Here is an 18540-nt window from a genome sequence, read left to right as displayed (position 1 = left end):
ACTACGCCACCGGAAAGGGCGGTTACGCCATCGCGCATTTCGTCAAAAATTACATATCATGTTTTTAGAGCCAGAAACTAAAAACTGAAAATGACAGCGTATGCTCTAAATTTACCTGACCAGTTAAAACATGAAGTTTAATGGAGAAATCAATGCGTAAACAAATCATCGAATATACGTCTCCACTAGATGCGTTGATTGCCCTTACCAAACAGTTAAATACCTATGAAATAAAGTACCAAATGAATTCAGAAGAATTTTTTGCAAAATATACCCAAGGAGAAACTTCTGACGATGAAGTGTTTGTAGAATGGGCAGGAAACTACCAGCATTATCTAGCTCTACACCAAGAGATAAAAAGCAAACTCAGAGATGTCGCGTAAAGTTATCCAAGCCTATTTAGATGAAATTGAGCAACTTTTAGTCAACTGCTCTAATACATACATTGAAGAATATAGTGCAGTTATTTTAACGACAGAAAGAGCTAATCTCCGCATTAGGATACGTTTCGCTCTCAGATATTTACTGGCAGTCAGTGAAGCATTTGTTATTGTAGATAATCAGATTACATATATCGATTACCGCTATCACTTTCAAGATGAGCAAAATAATCTGATATTTCGTTATGACAGTACACCACACTTTCCCAACTTGCCTAGCTTCCCGCACCATAAACATCTTTTTGACAACGTAATTGCTTGCGAAAAGCCATATATAGCCGATGTTCTACAAGAAGTGATGGAGTTTTTAGAGTAGGAATAATGTATTGAGCGAGGTGCAAGTTCCCAAAAATGGGGTATGAGTCCAAGCCAGATTGTTAATGAGTATGAGCTGACTGAGACACAGGTAAGAGAAGCACTGAGTTTTTACGCAGTCAATCAGGAGCAGATTGACGCAGCGATCGCATCTGAGCAATCCTTAGAAATTGCCAATGGTTAATCATGCCGTTTTTTAAACTGTGGCAAATGCTTGTGATTCTTCTATAAAAGCCAGCACAATGTCATGCTCAGGAATACCTTGGTTAACTAAGTCCTGAGTAATTCCAGATTCCATGCCATCATATTCAATTATTACTTTGCCATTCTCGATAACTACATAAATCAGGTTGCCACGCACACGTCGTCCTCTATCCCAACCAACTTGCATCAGAGCATAGCGATCGCGCATTTCGTCAAAAATGACATCTAAGCGAATGTTGCCGTGGGATGGATGCAGTTTGGCATAATCACTAATTACCTGTTTGATGATTTCTCGATAGGTTGTGATGGTATCCATTGGCTTATCATAATTCTCCTCGGAATGCACGATGTTGGAGGGAGGCAAACAGCGCATCGAGTTCTGATAGTGAGGCGCGGTGTGCTGCTTTAAGTTTTTCTACAGCTTCGACGCGATGGGCAAATTCTTGTTGGAGTTCTATTGAAGGAACAGGAATCTTTAAAGGACGTAACGTTTCAAGGTTAATATTTGCTCTTGCTGTCTCAGGAGCTTTAGCAATAAAAATTGGTCTCCAAAAACGTAGAACCTGCTCAATGTATTCTGCCGAAGCTTTTTCAGGATGAACCTGAATGCCAACAACACTATCGGGACAGTAAACTTCTACTTCCAGGATTGCTGTCATGCCGAGTGTAGCACCCACAATTGCTATCACAACAGTTCCAGGGGGGAAACTGCGACTAACTGCAACACCCTTCTCGTTTAATGTTTGATTCCATTTTGTCAATCGCCCAGAACTACTACTAATATCACCTGTCTGGATAAAGGGAAATTTCCCCCCATAATAGCTAGGATCGTTTCGAGGTCGTGGGGTAAACTTTCCTCTTTCCACAATTGCAACTTTGCCCAATTGACTCAATAACCAACCTTTTTTATTTTCAATTGGGTTCCCGAACATTTCTAGAAAGATGGCTTGGGTGAGAGAGTCGAGTTGAGCGATCGCTTCCCGACGTTTAGACCTGATTTCTTCCGCGCAATCAAGTATCTCTGCAATTCGCCTCTGCTCTTCTAGGGGAGGTAGATACAACTTTGTACTCAAGAATTCACCCCTATTTATATGCTGCATGGTTGCGCCATGCAAATGCTTTTTCATGTCCAGAATTGCAACCTCCAGTCCGTGACGAAGGTAGCGTTTATTAACTATTTTTTCGTTAGGTAGAACGCGAAAGATGTGCTGATTGAGTAATGCCTCATCCGCTCCACCCCACTCGAAAACGCCAAGAGTTGCAGACCATGAAACAAGCAAATCTCCAGGTTGGACTCGTACAAGCTCGGAAACAGTTCGTTCTGTTCGATTAAATGGCTTGCTTGGGTCGGTTAAGTTTTGGATTCGGATGATTCGCAAGCCGGACTCTCCCCAGTCTTCCGGCTTGAAAGCAGCCCCATTAATAAATTCTGCTACAGAACCAAGTTGTACGAAAGTCTGAGTCACTTCAGCATCTCCTCCAACTCCTTCATCACAACTGCTTTTAGTGAAGGTAAAGAATGCTGCACCGTAGCCCATACCACCGCAACATCAACCTGCCAATATTCATGCACCAGCATATCCTTCATACCTGCTACTGACTTCCAAGGTATATCTGGATACAGTTCACGCCGCTCATGAGGAATCTTTTTCACAGCTTCCCCAATAATTTCTAAAAGCTTCACTACCGCCAAAGTTTTCTCTCTATTTGACTCAAAAGCCTCATAACTAACACCATTTACAAAAAGTTCAATTTCCGTAATAGCATCTAGAATATCTTGTAAAAATTCTGTATAACTTCGTTTCATATATAGATAGCCTCAGCCAAAACGCGATCGCGAATCCGAGGTTTAAGCCCATTCTTAGTGACAATATCTACCTTCAAGCCAAACAGCTGACTTAAATAATCCCTAAGTTCCACCAACATAATAAAAGTAGGTGCTGTTTCATAATCAACCAAAATATCTATATCACTTGCTTCTGTCTGTTCTCCCCTAGCATAAGAGCCAAAGATACCGATTTCTGTAATTTGATAAATTTCACAGAGAGATTGCTTTTGTAGTGATAAGACTTGTTTCAGTTCATCAAAGGTTTTCATCACATTTCAATCCTTGCAAAACTTCAGCAGCAGTCAATTTAAGATTAGCAAACAAAATTATCCCAGCATCCCCTCCAATCTCTCCATCCCCTGCTGAATCTCGACTTCCAACTTTGCCAAATTAGCAAGGATATCTTTAGGTGCGAGATGTTCCACCTCTTCATGCACCACTTCCTTATAACGATTCAAACTGAGGTCATACCCTTGAGCCGCAATATCAGCCTTGGGTACACAAAAACTCTGAGCAGTGCGGAGTCGCTCTCGTTCTGTAGTATTTCGCAATTGCCAACGACTCAACACATCCGGCAGATTATTCTTAGTATGTTCCTCTGCTGTTAACTGGGTAGTAGATACAGCCCCTAATTTATCTTCAGCAAGCAAAGGCGTTCTTTTATCGTCCAAACTCAACCCGTCAGCATCCACATCGTAGAACCAAACAAAATCAGTTCCACCAGAGTTAGTTTTAGTAAATAGCAAAATAGCTGTAGAAACACCCGCATAGGGCTTAAATACACCACCTGGCAGAGATATCACAGCATCAAGCTTCTGCTCCTCCACCAACAAGCGGCGCAGTTCTTTATGTGCCTTAGAAGAACCAAAAAGCACCCCATCCGGTACAATTACCGCAGCCCGTCCCCCAGGCTTGAGTAATCTTAAAAACAGAGCCAAAAAGAGTAACTCAGTCTTCTTAGTCTTGACAATCGCCTGCAAGTCCTTAGCCGTGTTCTCATAGTCTAACGACCCAGCAAAAGGCGGATTAGCCAGGACAAGGGTATAAGATTCTTCATCCCCCGAATGCTCCTCTGCCAGCGAGTCTTTATAACGCACATCCGGGTTTTCCACCCCATGCAGGAGCATATTCATACTGCCAATACGGAGCATGGTATTGTCAAAGTCGAACCCGTGAAACATCTGATGGTGGAAGTGTTCCTTCAACTTGGCATCGCGCAGAATTTCCGGGTGATGCTCCCGCAGATATTCATTAGCAGCCACGAGATAGCCACAAGTACCACTAGCTGGATCACAGATCACATCCCCCGGACTTGGTGCGGTCAGTTCCACCATCAGCCTAATAATGTGGCGCGGCGTGCGAAACTGTCCATTTTGTCCAGCCGAGGCAATCTTGCCCAACATATATTCGTAGAGGTCGCCTTTGGTGTCCCGGTCTTCCATCGGCACACCATCTAGCAAATCTACCACCTTAGACAGTAGCGCAGGTGTCGGAATCGTGAAGCGGGCATCTTTCATGTGGTGCGCGTAAGTCGATTCATCCCCACCTAAATCCCGCAGGAAAGGGAAAACATGATCATTAACTACAGCAAACATCTCCGGTGCTGCAAAGTGCTTGAACCTCGACCAACGCAAATCATCGTAGGAACGCTTCTTAATATTTTCTCCATCCGATGATTTATTTTCTGCGAATTCCCCCTCTGGGAAAATCCGCCGTTCCATTGGTCGCTTGAGTCGGTTGGCTTTGTTCTCTTCCAAAGTATGCAGGTCATCGAGGCGACGCATAAACAGCAGGTAAGTAATTTGCTCAATGACTTCCAAGGGATTGGAGATACCACCCGACCAGAAGGAATCCCAGATTTTATCTATTTGACTTTTAATTTCCCCTGAGATCATTTGTATTTGTCTTATCCGATAGATTGCTAGTAACAAGGTAAGCAGCGCAACCTCACATTTTACCCTCGATAATAATTGCAGGCAATCGGGCGATTATAGAGATTGAGCAGCTTGAACAATAAAATATTTTATACTGGGAGTATGACTCAGCCCTTTAAAATAGCAAAGGTTCATCCTCCACCATTTATCACTGACACAAAACCCTGTGTTGATATATCTGAGTCTTTTTAACTATCATCCGGCACTGGCCTGTGCATTTTCCTCCAATCAGCCACCACTTTCTCTAATGTTTCTGCCTCCGCATTACCCAAAGTTTTCCCAGTTGAATCACAAGATTACCATGTTCCTGGGTTGCCATCAGAGACATTTTCTAAATATTAACGAACTCGTCAAATCCCACTCTAGAGAGCCTTCCAGAACTCCCTACCCTGGCAAATCATGCTAATCGCTGGTAAAGTTCAGCATTTTTTCGCAGCACATAACTAGCAGCTTGGTTCAACCCATTTTTGGGGTAGTTTAACAAATCTTCTAAAGAGGCAGATAACAATTCTTCAGTAGAGACACCCAACCTTTGCGCTAATTCCTGCAATTTTTGCAGTTGCTCCTCTGTAAGATTAATTGTTATAGCAGCCATATTTCGTCTTTCTAGCCAGTCTTTGTCTAACATTATCTGCCATTTACCTTTCATCAGCCATAAAAGCTTCCAACTCTTGCAATAAAGAGACAACAAAATGCTGCCTAAAGAGTGAGTTTTATTCGTTCCTGTTAGAGCTAATGTATAGCTATCAAAATAGACAACACAATTCAAGGTTTTGTTTGACCTCAGGTGGCAGTAGTTGCTGTAGAAAATGGCTGGTTCAATCATTATGAATCTCTATAGATGCAACGGTTGCTGATGAAGGTAAAGATAATGGAACGGGAGCGGTCGAGCCGTATATTGCTTGTATCAAGGAGGCTACTTATATTCACGGTAGCAACTCTGATACTGACTGTAGGTTTATTTGTTGTGTCATTCTACTACAACCGATTTCCAGTATCTTGGTTCTGTTTTGAGTGTGGAATTATAGGTGGTTTTGTAAGCATACAGCAACGCTTAAAGAAAGTTGAAGATGAGGAACTTGAATATCTGAGTCAATCATGGATAGCAATATTGGTGAATCCAATATTTGGAGGGTTATTCGCTTTAGTCTTGTACGTACTCTTCCTTTCTGGAATCATTGAAAGTGCGCTCTTCCCAAAGTTTGCAATTCCCGAATTTAAAGGACAGCCTTTTCCAACTACCGATGACCTGCGATACTTCTTTACAACAACCTATCCAGCTTCAGGTTCGGACTTTGCTAAACTAGCATTCTGGTCATTTGTTGCAGGTTTCTCTGAACGGCTTGTCCCTCAAATGATTCAGCGTGTAGCCAAGAATGATGACAAAAATGGAGAATAGATTAATATCTTCTTAAGGCTTTCCAAGAAATAAATTCAGTAGACCAACAAATTTTCCATAAGCCTTACCAGTCATTCATTTCCACTTGGGAATACAAGGAGCCGAAATCAGCTTGGGGGAAAAGTAAGTAGCAAACGTGACATAAACCCTACGTTATATCTGAAAGGCTTGCTCCGAAAGACTTATCTTTTACCTACGTTCCTAGACTTAACTCTCACTCAGAACTAGCAACCAGAGCCTCTAATTCTGCCAACAAAGATTTCAACTTCTCCTGCTTTTGTGGATTATCCCAGACTTTCGCCTTCTTCGCCTGCTTGTAGGCTGTTTCTAGACGACTTTGCAGTGTTGTAGTTTCAGCTTTTGGTTGTTTCTTTTTCACCTCTTCTTTAATCTGAGAAAGCGACAAGGAAAATTCAATCGCATTCTCTAACAACTCCCGCCTGTCTTCTAGGGACTCCAACTTGGCTATTTCCTTGGCTTTGGTATACTCAATACGCCCAGCACGTAATGCTCCCAGAATATCATCCGGCAGTTTTAAGAGCGGCAACCGGGTACGGACGAAAGATAGCCAATTCATGCGTCCCAAATCAGCAAACACTTTTTCTACTGTTTCTGCCTCAGAATTACCCGAAACGTTTCGGGTAATTTTCCCTTTCGCTTCATTTTCCATTCTGTACAGCAAAGCAGTCACAGCTGCTGTATCACCACCCAATTGCAGAGATAGCAGTTGTAAAATGCCTTCAGTTGCTTCTATTGGATTCAAGTCCTCCCGTTGCAGGTTCTCCACCAAGGCATACTGTACTGCCTGCTCATCTGACATCTGGCGGATAGTAATAGGCACTTCAGTTAAGCCAACTTCCTGCGCTGCTCTATAACGCCGCTCTCCTGCTACCAACTCATACTGGTCTTTTACTGGTCGCACTAACAAAGGTTGGAGGATACCATCGCGCTTGACTGACTCCACCAGAGATTGCATCGCTTGGGGGTCAAAATACCGCCGGGGTTGAGAAGCGGGTAGGACAATTTTCTCGACTGGCACTGTCAAAGGAGTCGCCTGCTCATCTTCTTGGAACAAAGCGACGTTTTTGAGCTTGCTTCTACTAGCAGGAGGTTTTTGAGTGGTGCGTCTAGTAGTCATTGATTTACATTTTCTCCATCGCGTTCGCTATCTCATCAAAAAGGTGGAGAATAGCTGAATTTTTACCAGGGCATAATGCCAAAGGTTTACCGTACTCAGCAGCTTCTGCCATTGCTGTAGCTCTGGGTAGGGGGGGAAAGACAGTGCCGATAGCAGTCAGTTGTTCGCGGATTGATTCTAAAGTTCTCTGGTCTAGAGAATTATTGGCTGAGTACATTGTCGGTAAAAACCCCGCTATCTTGAGAGAACGGTTCAGCTTGCGCTGGACTCGTGCCACCGTTTTCAACAACGAATCTGTACCTTTTAATGCCTTGAACTGACACTGGATGGGAACCAATACATGGGTAGAGGCCACCAAACTAATTTGACTGAGAATGCCCAAACTGGGTGGACAGTCTATCAAAATAAAATCATAGCTATCTAAGAGGGGAGCCAATACCTCTTGGAGTCGGAATTCTCGCAGTTCAGTAAATATCAGTTCTTGTTCGGCGTTAGCCAGCAATATGTTAGCAGGCAGCAAATCCATACCGTTTACATCCCGGTGGATGGGCATGGGTTGATCATCTTCAGCAACTAAAGCATCATATATAGTCTTATCTAAATCAGCCGGCTCCAACCCCATGAACGTAGTTAAAGAAGCTTGGGGGTCGATATCTACCAATAAGACACGGTGACTGTGCAGAGAAAGTTGATAGCCAAGGTTTTGGGCTGTTGTCGTCTTAGCAACACCCCCGGCTTGGTTAAAGATAGAAATTACCTTGGTCACTGCTGCATCCCCGTGACGCGATAAATCATCAATTTTGTCTAAGAGATTAACATTAATCAGCCCATAAACAAAGGTAAGTTTTACTAAGAGACTCTACTTAACGGGGCAGATATAAACCACTACTTTGGTCGGGCTGTATTTGGCTGTTTGGATAGGTGTGGCATGACACAAAGTTTTTTGGGCAAGAAACTGCGGTGTACCTCTTTTCTAACTGTGGGTGGCATGACAGTGCCTCAGCCAATGGGGGACTCACACGCTTGTTAATGCCAGCTTTGACACAAGCCTGCTTGACTACTTCCCGCATATACCCATTACTTAAACACTTACCATAGCAGTTTTAAACAACGGTTGCTGGGGCTTGTTGGTTTTGCGACATTTAAAAGACATAACCAACTCATGCAGAGCAATCGCCCATTCCGATTAATTCCTCAACAGATGTAACGACGGAGTATAGAAGTGCGTATAGACAGTTTCGACAGATAATCACAGCGCATATCCTCTCAATCCGACATAAGTAGTATTTTGTTGCATTCAGCCTCAACCAGGGGGACAAAAGGGACTACCCATGCGATTAAAAACTGGTTTATGGTCGCCCAAACGCGGATGAGGATTCAATTTACAGTACGATGCAATTACCAGGATGCGGCACTGTCTCCCGATTGCGCCTGACGCACGCCCTGGTATATCGCTCTGTTTTTTTGCCATGCCAAGAGTTGCTCTAGTACAAACCAATCAGAGAAAGCAACTTGCTCAATTGTCCCCGGTTGATGCCCAACAACGACTGGTAGAAATGTGGTTGCATGGTAAGTCTCTTAATACAGTGTCCGCTTATCGCAGTTACATCACTCGGTTCTTCGGGTTTCTGGGTCAGCCATTACAGTCAGTAACCGTCGAAGATTTGTATGCTTTTTCTGAAAGTCTTACAGAGCTTGCACCCAATACTCAAACTGTTTATTTAGCTTGTATCAAGTCGCTGCTCAGTTTCGCTCAAAAAGTTGGATATATGCAATTCAATGTGGGTGCGGCTTTGAAGTTAACCAAGTCTGCCGACCGACTCAGCGAACGGCTGTTAATTCAGCGCGATATTCAAAAAATGGTTTGGGCAACAGAACAAGCTCAGTACCGCTACTCCTCCGAAAAGCAGCGTGATTTACTCATTATTAAACTGTTGTACACCAGTGGGTTAAGGGTAAGCGAGTTAACCGGATTGCAGTGGTGTAACTTAGTTGCACGGGGTAATCAAGGGCAATTAACAGTAATTGGCAAGGGGGATAAATCGCGCTCGGTGATCCTTCCCAAGGAACTATGGGCAGAATTGATGGAGTTTCGGGGTAATGCTGCTGATGATGCTCCTGTGTTTAAGAGCCGCAAGGGAGGGGGACATTTAGATAGAAGCCAAATCAACCGGATTGTGGAGGCGGCGGCCTCTCGTGCCGGAATTAATAAAAAAGTTTCGCCCCACTGGTTGCGTCATGCTCATGCTACTCATGCTTTAGAAGCGGGTGCAGACATTGGACTGGTACAGCAAACCTTGGGTCATGCGAATGTGGCAACTACCAGCCGATATTTGCACCACCGTCCAGACAACAGCAGTTCTCTTTATATCCCCACACTGTAAATAATTCGTTTTTATGTAAAGGTAGCCGATGCTGCTCACCTTTGTTGCTCGGTCATCCTTCAATAATTAAGTTACTTGCTGAAAATATTTAATACCAAAACCAAAAATCACTACTATCATAGCCATAATTATCTTCATCATAATTATCTTCATCATAATTATCTTCATCATAATTATCTTCATCATAATTATCTTCATCTTCCTCATCTATTTGAATTTGCTTTGAGCCGTCATAAAAACTAACATTATTTTGTTTTAGAACAGCAAAAAAATCATCATTTTCAACATAATTACTTTGTATAGTTTGAGGAAAGTACTCTTTGAGATTCGCTTCATAACATAAAAGCCAGTTACTAGAATATAAATTATCAATTGTCATCATACTTTCCCATAAGTTAAAGTCTATTTTGCCTTGAATAAGACTAGAAGAGTTCATATCTAAAGTAATAATAGCTACAATAGAATCTTCTAATTGAGAAATTTTTTGAGCTATTTCTTCTTTGATGGGTATAGATAAAGTCTTGCTTAACCATAATGCCCAGGAAATTTCATGGCTATGATTAAGGTCGCTATGTTGTAATATTATTAAATTAATTGTTTCACTTATTTTCTCTACGTTCAATTCATATTTTTTTGAATATTTAAGCAGGATTTCAGTAGCTACAATAAGTGCATTGGGAGCAGCTATGATTGATTGCAATATAAATGATTCACAAAGTTCCCAATTACTATCTAAAATATGAGTTCTGTTAATTCGGGAAAGAGCATATTTAATTACGGTTTCATCAGGAAATAATTTTGAATACTCAAATACCTTACTGAAGTAAGTTAAAAGATCACTGTACTGTTCTAATCGTTTAGAATTACTAATAGGACAACGCCTTATTTCTGAAACCCAAATTGATTCAACAGGTTCAGGAAGTTCGACAATTGAGGCTTTGTTAGAATTAATTTCTAATTCAAATTCTTGAAGTATTCTATTTATCTCAGAAAGTGCTCGTTCTGCTTCTGAGTACGAATTAAAATATAAATAATAATCATCTACATAGCGAAACCCTTGAGGTGTAACTTTTAATCTGTCAACAAGAATGGTATCTACAGATGAACCAATAATTTCTGCTATAACAAATGATGAATCAGGCCCTATAGGAATTCCTAAAGTTTGTTGGTCTTGTGTATTACGAACAAATTCATCAATTTGGTTTCCTATTAAAGATTTATCATGTCTTCTTGCTTTAGCTATCTGTTTTTCATGAAGTGCCCACGGAATACTATGTGTGTAAATAGTAGAATAAAATCTAGATATATCAGTATAGAGACGATAACGATGACTTGCCGAGGAAATAGCTCGTTCAGCAGGTAAATTAATAGGGTAGGAAGAAACAGCTCTTCTTTTATAATAAAGTGGTAGTCGCTTGCACAAAGGAGAACTTAAAATAAACTTCTCTATGTCTTGCCATTTTTGAGATAATAAATTGCAAAGAATAACTTGATGGAGTGGATTAGGAATTCCTAAAATACGACGAGAATATTTGCTTTTAGGAAATGAATAAGATATAAATTTGCTATATTTTTTCGAGGGATTTTGAACATAATGATTAATTTTATTTAAATTAGCAGCAAGATGCTCTGTTGTAAATGCTGGTACTAATTCTTTAGGAAAAAAACCTTTTTCAATAAAATCTTGAGTCGTAATATTACTAGAATTAGCTTGTATCATTTTTATGAAGCAATTTACTTAGTGTATTTTAGCACTAAATATTAATTATAACAAATTATACTAGTTTTTGATGATTCTGAGATTTTTACCATCTACTATGTGCAAGCGATCACTGCCATCACGGTGGGAAAAATGGATATCATGATATCCCCGTGAGGAAAGAAGCAACACGCGATTAGCGATACTCTAATAGGTATTGAATTAAACTAAGCCACCCCGTCAATAGGAACTTAGTTTAACTCAATACTAAAAGGTTTCATTGCTACTCACGGGCGATATCCAGCCCGTAAAATGAATCCCAGGTTTCTCCTTGAGGAGGTGTTTGAGAACTCAGAGGTCGTCTAAATTGAATACGAATGCCAGGTTTCTTCTTCTCCTCATTTAGTAGTTTAAGTTGCTCTTCTCTGTAATTAACAATTACTTGTTTTCCAGAAAATTCTTCTTTATTTTGTGTGTTTTCTGAAGTAAACGTTATTTTAATATTTTCTGTATCAAATCCTATAGATTCTAATGCTTCTAATGAAGCTATAAAAACATTTTGGCTTGTATCTGTTATTCTCTCCTGTAAAGCTGGAATTGCACTTTCTGCAACTTCTCCCATACTTCCTAGAGCAAAAGCAGCATAAGCACGAATGCCTGCATAAGAATCTTTTAGTCTTTCAATTAGAGCAGGAATAGCGTCTTTGGCTAGAATTCCCATTTTTCCTAGTGCAATAACAGCATACCAACGAACATCTCCTTCTGGGTCACTATCTTCTAGCGCACGAATAAGATTAGGAATTGCTGCTTTTGCTTGTAAACCAATGCTTTCAAGTAGACGGGCAGCTCGTCTTCTAATTTCGACTTTATCTTCTTGAAGTAACTCAGCAACAGAAATAACTGACTCTTGGCCAATTTTGTTTAATTGAGATTCTGCTAATGAATTAAGTTTTTGATTATCACTCTTAAGCATATTAATCAGATAAGGAACTATTACACTTGCACCAGCCTCTAAATCAATTAAATCGTCAACTGCTAAATATTTATACTTTTCTTCGGTATTACTATTGATTATAGATAGAAGAAATTCTACTCGTTCCTTCCGTCTTACTTCATCTATGTTTTTAATATCATTCAATACTTGTTCAGCAGTTTGGTAACGACTAGCCATGTCCAGAGCCAGAAGTTTTTTCAAAATAGATGCTGTAGATTTTTTAGTTTTAATTTCCAAGTTATTCCAATATCTTTCACACCAATCATCTCCATAGTTCCACTCTAAGTCTTCAGGTGAATCTCCAGTTAAAAGGTGAAAGCAAGTAGCACCAAGAGAATATAAATCACTTGCAGCAGATACAATACTATCAGGTGATTTATAGCCAGGTGTACCTAGTGTTGTGCTGTTATACGTCCTAGATATTAAACTTTCATCTGTTGGAGTGCTAAGTTCTGAAATTTTCTTTGCAATTCCAAAATCTATTAACACTAACTTATGGTTGTTTTCGTTGCGTATGATATTATCAGGTTTAATATCACGATGAAAAATCCCCTCTTTGTGTACTACTTGAAGTACTGCTAATATATCAGAAAGAAATTCTAAAACTTGCTGTTCATTAAAAATTTGTTGTTCTAGTTCTTCTTTCAAAGTCTTTCCCTGAATGAGTTCTTGTACTATGCAGTCTTCATTCTCAAGGTAAGCTAATAAATTTGGAACTTGTTGATAGTTTTTTAAATCTAAAAGAATTCTTGCTTCCGTTTGAAATAATTCTCTTGCTTTTCGCCCTAATTCTGTCTCGTCATTATACGGTTGTATAAACTTTTTAACAAGACATTTTGTATTAAATTTCATGGAATCTTCTGCAACAAAGGTTTTGCCAAAACCTCCCGCTTGTAGTTCTTTAACAATTTTGTAGCGTCCACCGATGATATTTCCAACTTCTAAAGCCATTTAAACCTCATAAAAATTACTCAATTAAAATGGTGTTGTGCCGAGATGCCCTCAAAAGGCTTGATTTTTCGTGGCAAATCATGGCTTTTTTAACTTTGATGTAGCAATTTTTCAAACCTAGACAGGATAGGGTTTTTCAGATCATCTTGCAGAAAATTTCAAATATCTCGGCTTAATACCAATAAATCTATTAACTTTGATGAGTATTTTGAGAGACTTAAATCGGTCATTTTTACATAACTTTACAAGGCTGCACCTGGTGACACGAACCTTCTATTTTCGCCGTATGGCTATAAACCTTAATTAAAACGAAAGTAATTACAGGTGGCTATTCTGAAACAGTTCTAGCTGCTGAATTGCATTTTCTTCCAATAACTTTCCTTTCTGCTTGCCTTCATTTATAGGTATCAAAATTACTTCTTTATTTTTTTTTTCTAGTAATCCAGTGAATAGTAACCACCCTAGCATTCTGCTTATATAGTCTCCTGCTGACTTCGTAGCAAGCGAATTTTTTTCCGGATATTCATCAAACTGTAATGGGAGAGAATATACTTGCTCATTACTTGTTTTATCGGACATATTTTTATATTTATCATCGGGATATATTTCACTTATTATTTTTTTCAAATATGCTCTACTTAAATATTGGTTAGGTTTGAGTTCCTTATAAATTTTTTGTACTAAAGTGTGTTGACTAAGAAATTTAGCTAGATAACTAGCTATAGCGATATCCTCTGAATCTATTAAGCTTTGTTCTATGATAATTCTGCCAGCTTGATTTTTAGCCATGTGAAAATTTTGTAAATCAAATATTATGTTAGTAATTTTGCTTTTTGAATAATTATATTTTTTTTGCAATTCTTGGCAAGTTATACCTTGAAAACCTTCTTTTTCTAAAAGTCGAAAAACTTCCATTACTGTATTTATTGAGTTTCTTATTCTGTATTTCATAATATCTACAACCTCCAAAGTAGGAAAAGAAGGTGTATCTAAAGCTGGTAAATATAGACTTTCTCGCCAATCAAATACTGTTGAAAAATCTAGACATTCTTCTAACTTTAAGCGTTGGAGTAAATTCTCTACTGAGAATATAGTAATTTTCGCCTCACCAAAATTTTGTGAGTTATGTGTGAGGATTGCACTGATACCCATAGATGTTGCACAGGCAACCTCTAATGCCGATTCAAAGTCTTGAAAATTGAGTGAGTTTGCTTGCTCATGTAATTCATAGTTGATAGAGCAGACTGTAATCTCTTTTTGTATTTCATTACTGAATCTTTTAGCCTGTTCTGGGGAATATATATTCTCTATTAATGAAATAAATTTATCAAACCCCAATTGTGTTATGAAAAGTTTGCACTGTTGGTTTTTGATAATATCACTTAAGTTCTCAACTTCTTCCCGTTGTAGTAGTAAATAATCTATTACCAAGTCAGCATCAATTATCACCTGCATCATTTAGTGCGCCCTCGACTCCGAAGATTGGTCACGATTGTATTGGTTTAGTGGGATTGATTTAGGAGGATTTAAGCGGGCGCGTATGTCTGCCAAAGAATCTGTTTTTGCTGGTTTTGTATCTGGGACATACTCAATCAGTTCCTCTGGTGTGCAAGCGAAAATTTTGCACAGTTTGACTACTCTATCAATCCATTCCACGCTGCTCCTACCTGTTTCCCAATTAGCAACCGTATTCTCAGTAATCTCTAAAAGGTCAGCGAGCTGGCGCTGGGTTAGGTTTTCCTTCTCACGGAGTATTGCCAGCCGTGAAATTGGTTTCATGTGTTCCATACAGTTACTCATTACACTTACATCTCCTATTTTAACACTTTTCCCTAAAAATGCTTAGGCAATAATTGTTAGTCTGTAATTTTTAGGCTAAATTTAAATTAGCCCTAATTTATTTTAGGGTTGCTTATTTGCCCAAGGTTTAGCAAAATTAGGAGTAATGCTATGTCTAGCTACGACAAGATGGAATGGTCAACCTATCAAGAACATCAGTATCAGGCTCGATTGAGCTACGTTTTATCTTGTGTGGCGATTGCCGCTTCTATTAGCATGAGTTTATTAGCTGGTTTTCTCATGCTGTCAGGCAATGCTACTCAAGCTAATGTAACTGCCGTAACGGGGCTGTTCTCTACTGGACTCTACATTCCTCTATCCAAAGATGCAAATAGAAAAATCGATCGATTGACAAAACTTACGAAGGATTACAGGTCGCTTCACTCCTCTAACAAAGCGTAGATGCTTATCTTGATAAACAATGACACTCCTCGGTAGGGGTTACCATTTTCTGGTAGTTTACGTGCTTTCAGCCCCGCACTAGGGTGATAGGACTTGGTTGAAAATTTTCACCTCACCTATATGGATATCAAGTTGTCATCAGTAGAGGATTAAAGTGCGGACTCAACTCCTGCTGGAGTTACTCTACTGAAGCCTGGAATCCTCTCAAGTATTGGGTTTCTCCAGAACGAATCGCACTTGCACGTATCTCGGACGATACCCTACTGCACTCTTTTTTAAACTGCTGCTCGCTCAGTCAAAGTATTATATAAAGCAAAGCTAGTAATTTTTTTCAGCACAAAAGCGTCATTCTCCTTAATTAAGTCTCCAGTACAAACGACTGGTAGCCTCTGATGATAAGCAGTCCGAGCCTGATTGTATTCAGATTCACTCAGAGAAATGTAAATTTGACGAGGCTTGCCAACAACAAAGCCAATAATTGTGACATTACCTGGATGATTTCGTTCTGCTACTCTAATCACCATCCCCTGGATTTCGGTATTTGGGATTTTTGTGATCAAATCGCTTACAATGTCTAACTGAGAGCGAACTTCAACAGTTTCTAGAATTGCCAAAATTTCAGCCATCCGCAGCGCATAAGACCTGATTTTGGGATTGAGAGGTAAGGTAATATCAAATTCCTCACCAGAATCAGTTGTTTTAATCCAAACTGATTCTTTAGTGTCAACCTGACTCTCTTGATACCAGCCTTTTGCTTGAAGATAAGATGTTAATATCTGAGGGTCTAAATTAGAGAGAATATCTGGGTCACGCACGGTAACTATCATATTGGTTCTCCTCTAGCAATTCGTTGCATTAGAGCTGGCAAAACTTCAACACTGAAAATATTTTGACGGGGTAAATAAACAGTGACAGTGCTTTGATTTTCAGTTGGTGGTTGACCGCGTATCGACACCCAGTAAGCACAACGCTTCAAGCAAAGCTCCGTCTCCGATTGTTGTAGCCAATCTTCTTGTAAATCAGGAACTAAGACAACGACTAACAACAGGGGGTCATCGTCGGGATTATCGTTTCTTAATTCATCATAATTTTTGATTTCCAGAGGAATTTTAACAAAGTCATTATCTAGTAATTTTTGGGAAGTACATTTGACTTGCAAATCAATCCGAGTTCGCCGTCTAGAACCAGGTAAAGCAATTCCTGTAATGGTGACATCAACCCCTACTAAATCTAATGGTCTGGGTGCTACTTGGAATGAATAACCAGCAGCAGACGCGACGGCATTGATGTAAGCATAGCTAAATTCCTCTTTCTGGGTAGTGATGTACATTCAAATAAAATTTATTCTTGATTCTTTATTCTTGATTCTAGATTCTTGAGGATCTCGCGCAAACTCTCTTCGGAATCAATTTCTGACCATGAAACGGGCATAGCCCTAAATAACTCCAGCGCGGCCTGTACCCAAACCTCCTTGGGTATTTTTGCACCATGCTGTCGCTTACCTTTTTTGAGGAGATCATTTAACCAATCATTCAACTCAAGCGGCAAGCGCAAGTTTACCGCTTCCCGTTCTGATTTAATCAAGAATCTAGATTCTTGATTATTGTTTAAAGACTCTTGATTATTGTTTGTAGATTCTTGATTATTCTCCACTTCGGTTAGTGGTTGAGTTTCGACTTCAGTTTTACTGAAAATACTTTGTGCTAAAGGATTACCACCCAATGCCGAACGTGACGATTTTCCTTTATTTACTGGCATTTATATACCTCATCCACTAATTGACTATAGGCCAGAGCGCCGACACTATCTTTGTCGTAATCAAAGATAGATTGTCCATGCGAAGGTGCTTCTCGAATTCGCACCGATTCAGGAATTACACTTTTGAACATCTTGTCGCCAAAATGATTCGTGAGTGCATCAAATACCTCTTTACTGAGATTGTTTCTCCGGTCATACCGAGTGGCCAGCACACCTGCAATTTCGATGGGATGCTCTAGTTGTTCTCGCACTAAAGTCAAGGCACGTTCAATCCCCTGAACACCTAACAGTCCCAAGTAGCTCATGTCTACAGGGATTAACACAGCATCACTGGCCATCAGCGCGTTAATAGAAAAAACCCCAATGTTTGGGGGACAATCTATGAGAACGAAATCATATTTATCTAATATTGGTGCGATCGCTTTTCTGAGCAGTAGTTCTCTTCCTGGACGACCGGATATAGGTATTTCTTCTTCTGCCAGAAAAAGATTCGATGGCAGCACATCTACACCGCTATCGGTTGAGACTAACACTTGCTCTAGCGGTGTTTTGTGTTGCAAAACATCTTTTAACTGAAAATCAATCTTCCAAATAGGGATTCCTAACGCAGCACTGGCATTTCCTTGAGGGTCGATATCAACAATCAACACTCGTTGCTTTTTAAACTTAACCAAACCAACAGCTAAATTGTAGACGGTAGTCGATTTGGCGACCCCCCCTTTCATATTGAAAACAGCCAATTTTCTAGCCACACTTGCTTTTGCCGTTTTTATACTTTCAGACCTTTATTATAGAATCTTGATTCTTGATTCTTGATTATTTTTTATTTAAGCTTGATTATTTTTATAATCTGCGATAGTTATTGGGGCAAAGCGTCTGATGAGGAAGTTACTGTTGAGTTGAAAAGCGTGATTGCTTGACGGATTATGTGGGGATCGTTTACTTGACGCAGTGAGGAACCTGCTTGCTCGAACTTATACCGAGTTTGAGCTGATGCGTCTGGATCTGGAGCTGCATAAACCACATATCGTACACCTGCGTCAATCAAGTTAGTTGTACAGTCCCCCATATATTCGCCTTGTCCTCCAGGAGTGCGTTTTCCACATGGCTCTACTGTTGTATATACGATATCGTCGGGAAGAACTGAGTTGACATCTCCCCTTGCTAGAAGCAGAGGGGATTCTAAACTGATGTTGCTACGGCGACTAGAAGTCGCACTTCGCAACGTTTACGATATGATTTATTTAATCGCGTA

The 18540-nt window shown here is 39.9% G+C and carries 24 protein-coding genes; 6 read left to right on the top strand and 18 right to left on the bottom strand.

Features of this window, described 5'->3' with window-relative positions; translation table 11 throughout:
* Positions 1-152: 152 nt before the first annotated feature.
* Genes tumA through H6G14_RS26250 form a run of 3 tightly spaced genes read left to right on the top strand, consistent with a single transcriptional unit; the run spans position 153 to position 939 of the window.
* Positions 153-383 (top strand): antitoxin TumA, encoded by a 231-nt coding sequence (gene tumA / locus H6G14_RS26260; protein WP_190571047.1) that lies wholly within the window; start codon positions 153-155, stop codon positions 381-383.
* Positions 373-756, top strand: coding sequence for a toxin TumE (gene tumE / locus H6G14_RS26255; RefSeq protein WP_190571045.1), 384 nt, complete (start codon positions 373-375; stop codon positions 754-756). The genes tumA and tumE overlap by 11 nt, the downstream gene beginning before the upstream one ends.
* A 42-nt stretch (positions 757-798) precedes the next feature.
* The gene (locus tag H6G14_RS26250; protein WP_190571043.1) at positions 799-939 is read left to right on the top strand and encodes a hypothetical protein; all 141 of its coding nucleotides are present in this window, start codon (positions 799-801) and stop codon (positions 937-939) included.
* A gap of 12 nt (positions 940-951) precedes the next feature.
* Here the strand turns inward: H6G14_RS26250 and H6G14_RS26245 are convergent, their stop codons facing one another.
* From H6G14_RS26245 to H6G14_RS34260, 6 genes are all read right to left on the bottom strand, one after another.
* Positions 952-1275: a XisI protein gene (locus H6G14_RS26245; RefSeq protein WP_190571041.1), complete on the bottom strand. Its 324-nt coding sequence runs from the start codon at positions 1273-1275 to the stop codon at positions 952-954.
* A gap of 7 nt (positions 1276-1282) precedes the next feature.
* A complete protein-coding gene (locus H6G14_RS26240) occupies positions 1283-2425 on the bottom strand; it encodes a restriction endonuclease subunit S (protein ID WP_190571040.1) in 1143 nt (380 codons plus the stop codon).
* Positions 2422-2766: a HepT-like ribonuclease domain-containing protein gene (locus tag H6G14_RS26235; protein WP_190571038.1), complete on the bottom strand. Its 345-nt coding sequence runs from the start codon at positions 2764-2766 to the stop codon at positions 2422-2424. The genes H6G14_RS26240 and H6G14_RS26235 overlap by 4 nt, the downstream gene beginning before the upstream one ends.
* Positions 2763-3056: a nucleotidyltransferase family protein gene (locus H6G14_RS26230; protein ID WP_190571078.1), complete on the bottom strand. Its 294-nt coding sequence runs from the start codon at positions 3054-3056 to the stop codon at positions 2763-2765. Before H6G14_RS26230 ends, H6G14_RS26235 begins: the two co-directional genes overlap by 4 nt.
* Positions 3057-3113: 57 nt before the next feature.
* Entirely contained in the window at positions 3114-4682 is a 1569-nt protein-coding gene (locus H6G14_RS26225) for a type I restriction-modification system subunit M (RefSeq protein WP_190571036.1), read from the bottom strand.
* Between the two features lie 436 nt (positions 4683-5118).
* Positions 5119-5547, bottom strand: coding sequence for a hypothetical protein (locus H6G14_RS34260; protein ID WP_338421219.1), 429 nt, complete (start codon positions 5545-5547; stop codon positions 5119-5121).
* Between the two features lie 141 nt (positions 5548-5688).
* On the opposite strand from H6G14_RS34260, the gene H6G14_RS26215 reads away from it, so the two are divergent.
* Complete coding sequence (locus tag H6G14_RS26215) at positions 5689-6120, top strand: hypothetical protein (protein ID WP_199326296.1); 432 nt, start codon at positions 5689-5691, stop codon at positions 6118-6120.
* A 214-nt stretch (positions 6121-6334) separates the two neighbouring features.
* Here H6G14_RS26215 and H6G14_RS26210 read toward each other — a convergent pair whose 3' ends face one another.
* The 3 genes from H6G14_RS26210 to H6G14_RS26200 form a co-directional block, all read right to left on the bottom strand.
* A complete protein-coding gene (locus tag H6G14_RS26210) occupies positions 6335-7258 on the bottom strand; it encodes a ParB/RepB/Spo0J family partition protein (protein ID WP_190571034.1) in 924 nt (307 codons plus the stop codon).
* Between the two features lie 4 nt (positions 7259-7262).
* Positions 7263-8024 (bottom strand): AAA family ATPase, encoded by a 762-nt coding sequence (locus H6G14_RS26205; protein WP_190571032.1) that lies wholly within the window; start codon positions 8022-8024, stop codon positions 7263-7265.
* A 537-nt stretch (positions 8025-8561) separates the two neighbouring features.
* Positions 8562-8729 carry a hypothetical protein gene (locus H6G14_RS26200; protein WP_190571030.1) on the bottom strand — a complete coding sequence of 56 codons (168 nt, stop codon included), beginning with the start codon at positions 8727-8729 and terminating at the stop codon, positions 8562-8564.
* Between H6G14_RS26200 and H6G14_RS26195 the strand changes: the two genes are divergently transcribed.
* Positions 8728-9642, top strand: a complete 915-nt coding sequence (locus H6G14_RS26195; protein WP_190571028.1) for a tyrosine-type recombinase/integrase — start codon at positions 8728-8730, stop codon at positions 9640-9642. The two genes, H6G14_RS26200 and H6G14_RS26195, sit on opposite strands and share 2 nt — an antisense overlap.
* An 88-nt stretch (positions 9643-9730) precedes the next feature.
* On the opposite strand, the gene H6G14_RS26190 is transcribed toward H6G14_RS26195, so the two are convergent.
* The 4 genes from H6G14_RS26190 to H6G14_RS26175 form a co-directional block, all read right to left on the bottom strand.
* Entirely contained in the window at positions 9731-11362 is a 1632-nt protein-coding gene (locus tag H6G14_RS26190; protein WP_190571026.1) for an RNA-directed DNA polymerase, read from the bottom strand.
* A gap of 262 nt (positions 11363-11624) precedes the next feature.
* Positions 11625-13286, bottom strand: a complete 1662-nt coding sequence (locus H6G14_RS26185) for a protein kinase domain-containing protein (RefSeq protein WP_190571024.1) — start codon at positions 13284-13286, stop codon at positions 11625-11627.
* Between the two features lie 318 nt (positions 13287-13604).
* Entirely contained in the window at positions 13605-14744 is a 1140-nt protein-coding gene (locus H6G14_RS26180) for a PIN domain-containing protein (protein WP_190571022.1), read from the bottom strand.
* Positions 14745-15086, bottom strand: coding sequence for a helix-turn-helix transcriptional regulator (locus H6G14_RS26175; RefSeq protein ID WP_242053685.1), 342 nt, complete (start codon positions 15084-15086; stop codon positions 14745-14747).
* Between the two features lie 150 nt (positions 15087-15236).
* Between H6G14_RS26175 and H6G14_RS26170 the strand changes: the two genes are divergently transcribed.
* Positions 15237-15527 (top strand): TRADD-N-associated membrane domain-containing protein, encoded by a 291-nt coding sequence (locus tag H6G14_RS26170; protein ID WP_190571020.1) that lies wholly within the window; start codon positions 15237-15239, stop codon positions 15525-15527.
* A gap of 275 nt (positions 15528-15802) precedes the next feature.
* Here the strand turns inward: H6G14_RS26170 and H6G14_RS26165 are convergent, their stop codons facing one another.
* From H6G14_RS26165 to H6G14_RS26145, 5 genes are all read right to left on the bottom strand, one after another.
* Positions 15803-16354 (bottom strand): hypothetical protein, encoded by a 552-nt coding sequence (locus tag H6G14_RS26165; RefSeq protein ID WP_190571018.1) that lies wholly within the window; start codon positions 16352-16354, stop codon positions 15803-15805.
* Positions 16351-16857: a DUF4365 domain-containing protein gene (locus tag H6G14_RS26160; protein WP_190571016.1), complete on the bottom strand. Its 507-nt coding sequence runs from the start codon at positions 16855-16857 to the stop codon at positions 16351-16353. Before H6G14_RS26160 ends, H6G14_RS26165 begins: the two co-directional genes overlap by 4 nt.
* 11 nt (positions 16858-16868) lie before the next feature.
* Complete coding sequence (locus H6G14_RS26155) at positions 16869-17285, bottom strand: hypothetical protein (protein ID WP_190571014.1); 417 nt, start codon at positions 17283-17285, stop codon at positions 16869-16871.
* On the bottom strand, positions 17276-18037 hold the full coding sequence (locus H6G14_RS26150) for an AAA family ATPase (protein ID WP_190571013.1): 762 nt from the start codon (positions 18035-18037) through the stop codon (positions 17276-17278). The genes H6G14_RS26155 and H6G14_RS26150 overlap by 10 nt, the downstream gene beginning before the upstream one ends.
* 107 nt (positions 18038-18144) lie before the next feature.
* Positions 18145-18510 carry a hypothetical protein gene (locus H6G14_RS26145; protein ID WP_190571011.1) on the bottom strand — a complete coding sequence of 122 codons (366 nt, stop codon included), beginning with the start codon at positions 18508-18510 and terminating at the stop codon, positions 18145-18147.
* Positions 18511-18540: the final 30 nt, after the last annotated feature.

The organism is Nostoc parmelioides FACHB-3921, assembly GCF_014696625.1.
Lineage (GTDB): Bacteria > Cyanobacteriota > Cyanobacteriia > Cyanobacteriales > Nostocaceae > Trichormus > Trichormus parmelioides.
Note: the sequence above shows the minus strand (reverse complement) of the source record. Positions and strands in the feature narration are given on the sequence as shown.

What these genes read in the sequence shown, in the direction of transcription:
- tumA (WP_190571047.1), top strand. Translation starts at nt 153, where the DNA reads ATGCGTAAACAAATCATCGAATATACGTCTCCACTAGATGCGTTGATT.
- tumE (WP_190571045.1), top strand. Translation starts at nt 373, where the DNA reads ATGTCGCGTAAAGTTATCCAAGCCTATTTAGATGAAATTGAGCAACTT.
- H6G14_RS26250 (WP_190571043.1), top strand. Translation starts at nt 799, where the DNA reads ATGAGTCCAAGCCAGATTGTTAATGAGTATGAGCTGACTGAGACACAG.
- H6G14_RS26245 (WP_190571041.1), bottom strand. Translation starts at nt 1,275, where the DNA reads ATGGATACCATCACAACCTATCGAGAAATCATCAAACAGGTAATTAGT.
- H6G14_RS26235 (WP_190571038.1), bottom strand. Translation starts at nt 2,766, where the DNA reads ATGAAACGAAGTTATACAGAATTTTTACAAGATATTCTAGATGCTATT.
- H6G14_RS26230 (WP_190571078.1), bottom strand. Translation starts at nt 3,056, where the DNA reads ATGAAAACCTTTGATGAACTGAAACAAGTCTTATCACTACAAAAGCAA.
- H6G14_RS26225 (WP_190571036.1), bottom strand. Translation starts at nt 4,682, where the DNA reads ATGATCTCAGGGGAAATTAAAAGTCAAATAGATAAAATCTGGGATTCC.
- H6G14_RS34260 (WP_338421219.1), bottom strand. Translation starts at nt 5,547, where the DNA reads ATGATTGAACCAGCCATTTTCTACAGCAACTACTGCCACCTGAGGTCA.
- H6G14_RS26210 (WP_190571034.1), bottom strand. Translation starts at nt 7,258, where the DNA reads ATGACTACTAGACGCACCACTCAAAAACCTCCTGCTAGTAGAAGCAAG.
- H6G14_RS26195 (WP_190571028.1), top strand. Translation starts at nt 8,728, where the DNA reads ATGCCAAGAGTTGCTCTAGTACAAACCAATCAGAGAAAGCAACTTGCT.
- H6G14_RS26200 (WP_190571030.1), bottom strand. Translation starts at nt 8,729, where the DNA reads ATGGCAAAAAAACAGAGCGATATACCAGGGCGTGCGTCAGGCGCAATC.
- H6G14_RS26190 (WP_190571026.1), bottom strand. Translation starts at nt 11,362, where the DNA reads ATGATACAAGCTAATTCTAGTAATATTACGACTCAAGATTTTATTGAA.
- H6G14_RS26185 (WP_190571024.1), bottom strand. Translation starts at nt 13,286, where the DNA reads ATGGCTTTAGAAGTTGGAAATATCATCGGTGGACGCTACAAAATTGTT.
- H6G14_RS26180 (WP_190571022.1), bottom strand. Translation starts at nt 14,744, where the DNA reads ATGATGCAGGTGATAATTGATGCTGACTTGGTAATAGATTATTTACTA.
- H6G14_RS26175 (WP_242053685.1), bottom strand. Translation starts at nt 15,086, where the DNA reads ATGAGTAACTGTATGGAACACATGAAACCAATTTCACGGCTGGCAATA.
- H6G14_RS26170 (WP_190571020.1), top strand. Translation starts at nt 15,237, where the DNA reads ATGTCTAGCTACGACAAGATGGAATGGTCAACCTATCAAGAACATCAG.
- H6G14_RS26165 (WP_190571018.1), bottom strand. Translation starts at nt 16,354, where the DNA reads ATGATAGTTACCGTGCGTGACCCAGATATTCTCTCTAATTTAGACCCT.
- H6G14_RS26160 (WP_190571016.1), bottom strand. Translation starts at nt 16,857, where the DNA reads ATGTACATCACTACCCAGAAAGAGGAATTTAGCTATGCTTACATCAAT.
- H6G14_RS26155 (WP_190571014.1), bottom strand. Translation starts at nt 17,285, where the DNA reads ATGCCAGTAAATAAAGGAAAATCGTCACGTTCGGCATTGGGTGGTAAT.